The organism is Noviherbaspirillum sp. (assembly GCF_036846085.1).
In the GTDB taxonomy this organism is placed as follows: domain Bacteria; phylum Pseudomonadota; class Gammaproteobacteria; order Burkholderiales; family Burkholderiaceae_D; genus Noviherbaspirillum.
On record NZ_DAIUCO010000313.1, the window covers coordinates 1 to 5519 of the forward strand.

Consider the following 5519-nt stretch of genomic DNA (forward strand, 5'->3'; position numbering starts at 1 on the left):
GATGGCGACTGCGTGACGCCCACGTCCGCTGCCGACTGCGAAATGATTTTCCCCTTCGTGTTCGACCGGTTCGCCGGACAAATTTTTTCCTGTGGTTTCCGGTTTCACTCCAGGCCGGTTGTTTGCAAATCGGTTTCGCGAAACGTACAATTCCTGCGGAAGATATGTTTTTTGCAATGCCATATGGGAATCAATCCCACCTGCCGCAACATATCCCTGCCCCGCCCTCCACCGGCCCCATGGCTTACCAGGAAACAGCAATGAAGATCCAGATCAAACGCTTCTCCCCTCATCAGAACGGCAAGGTGTTCGGCGTGCTGATGGCGGCAAGTTCCCTTGTATTCGCCATCCCGATGTTTCTGCTGTTCTCGATATTTCCCATGCCGGTGGACAGCGAGGGCAATGCGACCGGTCCTTCGGCAGTCATGTTCTTGATCCTGCCCGTGCTGTACCTCGTGTTCGGCTACCTGGCAATAGCGCTCGGGTGCCTGCTCTACAACGTCGTCTGCAAGTACACCGGAGGGATCGAGTACGAAGCGAGCGGCGAAGACCTTCACCATGAAGCCCATCAATAAGCAACCGACCCCGCCGGTCGCGTGAACTTGCATACCGCGCCCGCTGCCTAATCCCTTCTTCCAAGGAGAACCAATGCTTCAGTTACGTCCAGGCTGTGAATGTTGCGACAAGGACCTGCCTCCTGAATCGACGGAGGCGCGGATCTGTTCTTTTGAATGCACGTTTTGCGCGTCCTGTGCCGAGACACTGGCCGGCACCTGTCCGAACTGTGGCGGCGAACTCGTTGTCCGGCCGCGCAGGCCGGCGGAAAAGCTTGCCAGTTACCCGGCGTCGCGCGAGCGGGTGTACAAGACCGCAGGATGCGGCAAGGCCGCGTAGCGTCGCTACGCATTGTTTCCAATCGTTTCGCTGAGGCCGGCTGACTTCCGGCCTTTCCTTTTCCTGCTTCCTCCGTGCACTTGCCGCGGAAGCGACGTCGACACCGCCAACCGGAATCCAGTTTGTCCCTCGTAAAAGACATTTACCGAAAGAACCGCTGGGTGGTGCTGTGCGGCACCGCCCTCGTGATCGCCAGCGCGCTGGCCAACATCGCGACCATCAATTTCATCAACGAAAGCATCTCGACCGGCGGCGAGCATTTCATCGAGAACGGCCTGTGGCTGATTGCCCTGCTGGGTATCCTGTTTTTCTTCGGCGTGGCATCGCAGTCGATGATGACGGCGTTGAGTTACCGCATCATCTACCAGTTGCGCGGCCGCTTGCTGACGCAGGTGTTGCAGGCCGAGTTCGAACATATCCAGCAGCTCGGCAAAGGCAGGATCTATGCCGCGCTGACGAAGGATATCCGCAGCATCCAGGATGGCTTCGTGATGTTTCCGTTTTTCATTTACAGCGGCACGCTGGTGCTGGGCGGCCTGGCCTACATGCTATGGCTGTCCTGGCCGCTGGCACTGTTGTGCCTGGGAACCTTGTCGGTGGCGATGGGCTTCGGGCAGGCACTGACGTCGCGGTTCCAGCGCCTGCTGCGCGAGGACCGGGAACTGGAGGACAGCCTGTTCAAGCAATACGGCAACATCCTCGACGGCCACAAGGAACTGTTGCAAAACGAACGGCGCAGCCGCATCGTGTTCGACACCCTGATGCATGGCGTTGCGCGGCGGTCACGCGATCTGCGCACGCTGGCGGACCGCTACATCGTCATCAACATCCACATGATGACGGTCGTGACGCTGGCCCTGATCGGGCTCGTATTCTGGGCGGTCTACCGCTGGCAATGGGGCGATGTGGCCCTGGGTGCATCATTCGCGCTCGTGCTTCTCTTCATCCGCCAGCCGCTCAACATCGCGCTGAACCAGATACCCGGCATCCTGAGTGCGCGCGTTTCCCTGCAAAAGCTGGCATCCCTGCGGCTGCCCGATCCGGAACAGACCGGTTTTGCCGAACCGCTGCGCGCCGACTGGGCCGCGATCGAACTGCAGAACGTGTTCTATCGCTATCCCGGCAATGACAACTTCGCGCTGGGCCCGGTATCGATGCGCATCAATCGCGGCGACCTGATCTTTATCGTCGGGCACAACGGCGCCGGCAAATCCACGCTGACCAAGCTGGTCATCGGCCTGCTTGCGCCGAGCGGTGGCCGCATCGCCGTCGACGGCTTGGAAGTGAACGCCGCGAATCGCAGGCAGTACCGGGCGATGTTTTCCGCGGTGCTGTCCGATTTCTTCCTGTTCGACCAGGTGGTGGCGCAGGACGGCGAGGATGACGAGGCGCAGGTGCGGCAACTTCTGCAGCGCCTGCAGCTGGAGGATGTCGTGACGGTGGGTGGCGGCAACTTCAGCCGCACCGAATTATCGACCGGACAGCGCAAGCGCCTGGCAATGGTGGTCGCCTGCATGGAAAAGCGCTCGGTGATGGTGCTTGACGAATGGGCGGCCGACCAGGATCCGCATTTCCGCAAGATCTTCTACGAAGCAATCCTCCCGGAGCTGAAAGCGCAAGGCGTGACCACCATCGTGGTCAGCCACGACGACCGGTATTTTCATGTGGCGGACCGGGTGATCAAGCTGGAGGGTGGCGCGCTGACGGAAACGGTGCTGGATGAGGTGCAGGTGAGGTAGTTGGAGATGTTATGAAACGTGGTGAGGAAGTCGCTTTTGCAAAGCAACGTAGCCGGTGAACTGAATGCTCAAAGCGCACCGCACGGTTCCTCCCCTTTTCAGGGCGCCCGGCTAGGGGGGAGGGCTAGGGGTGTAGCAGGGAATTTGGGCAGCATGCTGCCTGCCTGCGGAACAATCAACGCTTGCAAGCGTTGATGCGTCCTGCAGGGAGGGGTAGTGAGGTCGATCGACTGCATACGATGGCTCAACCTTTACACCCCTGCGCGGGCCGCCCCATCCCAGCCTTCCCCTTAATAGGGGGAAGGAGCAGTCCGAAGATGTCAATGCAGCAGGCACTACTATTCCGCCCCTTCCGCAATGAACAACCTCCCAACCGAATTCGCCAGCCGCACGTCCTTTGCCTTGGCATACTCGACCGATTCATACCAGGCCTGCGCCCGCTGCAGGGATTCGTATTCGACGATGACGGTGCGCCAGCCGCTGTTGTGCGCGTCGTCCTCGCCCTCGCGCTGGTCGCGCTGTCCGCCCCGCACCAGAAAACGGCCGCCGTATTGGGCGACGGCAGCGGTCGACAGTGCGCGGTAATCGGCGTAGCCGGTGGGATTGGTGACCTGGATTTCTGCGACGACGTAGGCTTTCGGCATGGCGGCCCTTTCCTTATCAAAAGGGCCGCATGCGATGCATGCTCAGCCCGGGATGGCGAGACGCCGGCGAGCAGCGTCGTATTCGGATTTTAACCGCTCTACCAGTTCGGCGACGGTCGGCACGTCATCCATCAGTCCGACGCCCTGCCCCGCGCCCCAGATGTCGCGCCATGCCTTCGCCTTGGCGCCGCCGCCGGAGCCGAAGTTCATGGTCGACTTGTCGGCGGTGGGCAGGTTGTCCGGGTCGAGGCCGGCGGCGACGATGGATTTCTTCAGGTAGTTGCCGTGCACGCCGGTGAAGAGGTTGCTGTAGACGATATCGGCCGCGGTCGATTCGACGATGGCCTGGCGATAGCCTTCATCGACATTCGATTCCTTCGTCGCCAGCCAGCGCGAACCGATGTAGGCGAAATCCGCGCCCATTGCCTGCGCCGACAGGATGGCGTCGCCGGTGGCGATCGATCCCGACAGGGCGATCGGGCCGTTGAAGAACTTGCGCACCTCGCCGACGAGGGCGAAGGGCGACAGCGCGCCCGCGTGGCCGCCCGCACCGGCAGCGACCAGGATCAGTCCGTCGACGCCGGCTTCGAGCGCCTTCTGCGCGTGGCGGATCGAAATGACGTCATGCAGCACGATGCCGCCGTAGCTGTGGATCGCGTCCAGCATTTCCCTCGGCGGCGCGCGCAGGCTGGAGATGATGATGGGCACCTGGTGCTTCACGCACACTTCGACGTCATGCGCGAGGCGGTCGTTCGATTGGTGAACGATCTGGTTGACGGCGATCGGCCCGACTTTCGCACCGGGATTCGCTTCCCTGTAGGCGGTAAGTTCAGCCTGGATTTCGGTCAGCCAGGTATCGAGCAATTCGGCCGGACGGGCATTGAGTGCCGGAAAGGAGCCGACGATGCCGGCCTTGCATTGCGCCTTGACGAGCGCCGGACCGCTGGCAATGAACATGGGCGAGCCGATGACGGGAAGACTGAGATTCTGCAATGCTGCGGGCAACGCCATGACGACCTCGCGAGTAGGAAAAAAAGGGATTTTGATTATAGGGCAAAAAAAGAACGGTCGTGCTAGATTAGGCCCTCTAGAAATGCCTGCGCTCTTGCATACTACCGAAGCATTCCATCAAGGAGACCCTCATGACATACCAATGTTTCAGCCTGACCATCGAAAACAAGGTTGCCCACCTCGTGCTGAACCGGCCGCAGGCAATGAACACCATGCATCCCCTGATGTGGCGCGAGCTAACGGAAATCGTCACCATGCTCCAGCGCACCGCCCCCGCCCGCGCACTGTTGATTTCCTCCACCGGCAAGCATTTCACCGCCGGCATGGCGCTCGATGTCTTCGGCAGCGATCCGGATTCCGGCATCGCGCTCAATGACGGCAACGCCGGCGGACGGGCCAACATCGTGCCGCAACTGGACGACATGCAGCGCGCCTTCACCGCCATCGAACGCCTGCGCATGCCGGTGATTGCCGCGATTCACGGCGGCTGCATCGGCGGCGGCGTCGACATGGTGTCGGCCTGCGATATCCGTCTCGCGAGCGCCGACGCCTTCTTCTGCATCCAGGAAATCAACATCGGCATGACGGCCGACCTGGGAACGCTGCAGCGCCTGCCGAAACTGATACCCGAGGGCATCGTGCATGAAATGGCCTACACCGGAAGGCGGCTGCCGGCGCAGCGCGCCCTCGCTGTCGGCCTCGTCAACGAGGTATTCGAGTCGCAGGAGGCATTGCTTGCGGCCGCATTGCAAATGGCCAACGAGATCGCGGAAAAACCACCGGTCGCCATATGGGGCAGCAAGCAGGCGATCCACTATGCGCGCGATCATTCGACACAGGATGCATTGCAGCAGATGGGATGGCTGCAATCCGGCATCTGGCAGACCAGCAACCTGGTGGAGGCATTTACCGCGAAGCAGCAGGGACGCAAGCCGCAGTTCGATGATTTACCGCCGCTGCATTCGTTTGAAGAGGCAAAATATACGTTGAAGTGAATATATTTCCGATCGCCATTCGTCATTTTTTGGGATCCGGATATGCAATAACTTCTTTTGACCGTCAGTCAAAAACAAATCAGTAAATATAAAGAGGTTGTGGCCGTTGAATTCCGCTTGGACGCTGCCGGAAAAGAAGGGCAGCGTCCTCGCGGTCGCCTTTTTTGCCTACTTTTTTGGCGAAGCAAAAAAGTAGGTGGCCCGCCGGGGCCAGTCCCGGCTAGTCTCTTCGAAGA

General features: G+C 60.4%; 6 protein-coding genes. 4 read left to right on the forward strand and 2 right to left on the reverse strand.

Annotated features, from left to right (window positions below; translation table 11 throughout):
* The 3 genes from V7080_RS23425 to V7080_RS23435 all read left to right on the forward strand — a co-directional run.
* Positions 1-575: hypothetical protein (locus tag V7080_RS23425; protein WP_334190789.1), on the forward strand; the 575-nt coding region annotated here is incomplete at its 5' end.
* Between the two features lie 73 nt (positions 576-648).
* Positions 649-894 carry a DUF1272 domain-containing protein gene (locus V7080_RS23430; RefSeq protein ID WP_334190790.1) on the forward strand — a complete coding sequence of 82 codons (246 nt, stop codon included), beginning with the start codon at positions 649-651 and terminating at the stop codon, positions 892-894.
* Positions 895-1016: 122 nt separating this feature from the next.
* On the forward strand, positions 1017-2633 hold the full coding sequence (locus V7080_RS23435) for a cyclic peptide export ABC transporter (RefSeq protein ID WP_334190791.1): 1617 nt from the start codon (positions 1017-1019) through the stop codon (positions 2631-2633).
* Between the two features lie 338 nt (positions 2634-2971).
* Here V7080_RS23435 and V7080_RS23440 read toward each other — a convergent pair whose 3' ends face one another.
* Positions 2972-3277, reverse strand: coding sequence for a DUF1330 domain-containing protein (locus V7080_RS23440; protein ID WP_334190792.1), 306 nt, complete (start codon positions 3275-3277; stop codon positions 2972-2974).
* A gap of 42 nt (positions 3278-3319) precedes the next feature.
* Positions 3320-4288, reverse strand: a complete 969-nt coding sequence (locus tag V7080_RS23445; RefSeq protein WP_334190793.1) for an NAD(P)H-dependent flavin oxidoreductase — start codon at positions 4286-4288, stop codon at positions 3320-3322.
* A gap of 131 nt (positions 4289-4419) precedes the next feature.
* Here V7080_RS23445 and V7080_RS23450 point away from each other — a divergent pair, with 131 nt between their 5' ends.
* A complete protein-coding gene (locus tag V7080_RS23450) occupies positions 4420-5283 on the forward strand; it encodes an enoyl-CoA hydratase-related protein (protein ID WP_334190794.1) in 864 nt (287 codons plus the stop codon).
* Positions 5284-5519: the final 236 nt, after the last annotated feature.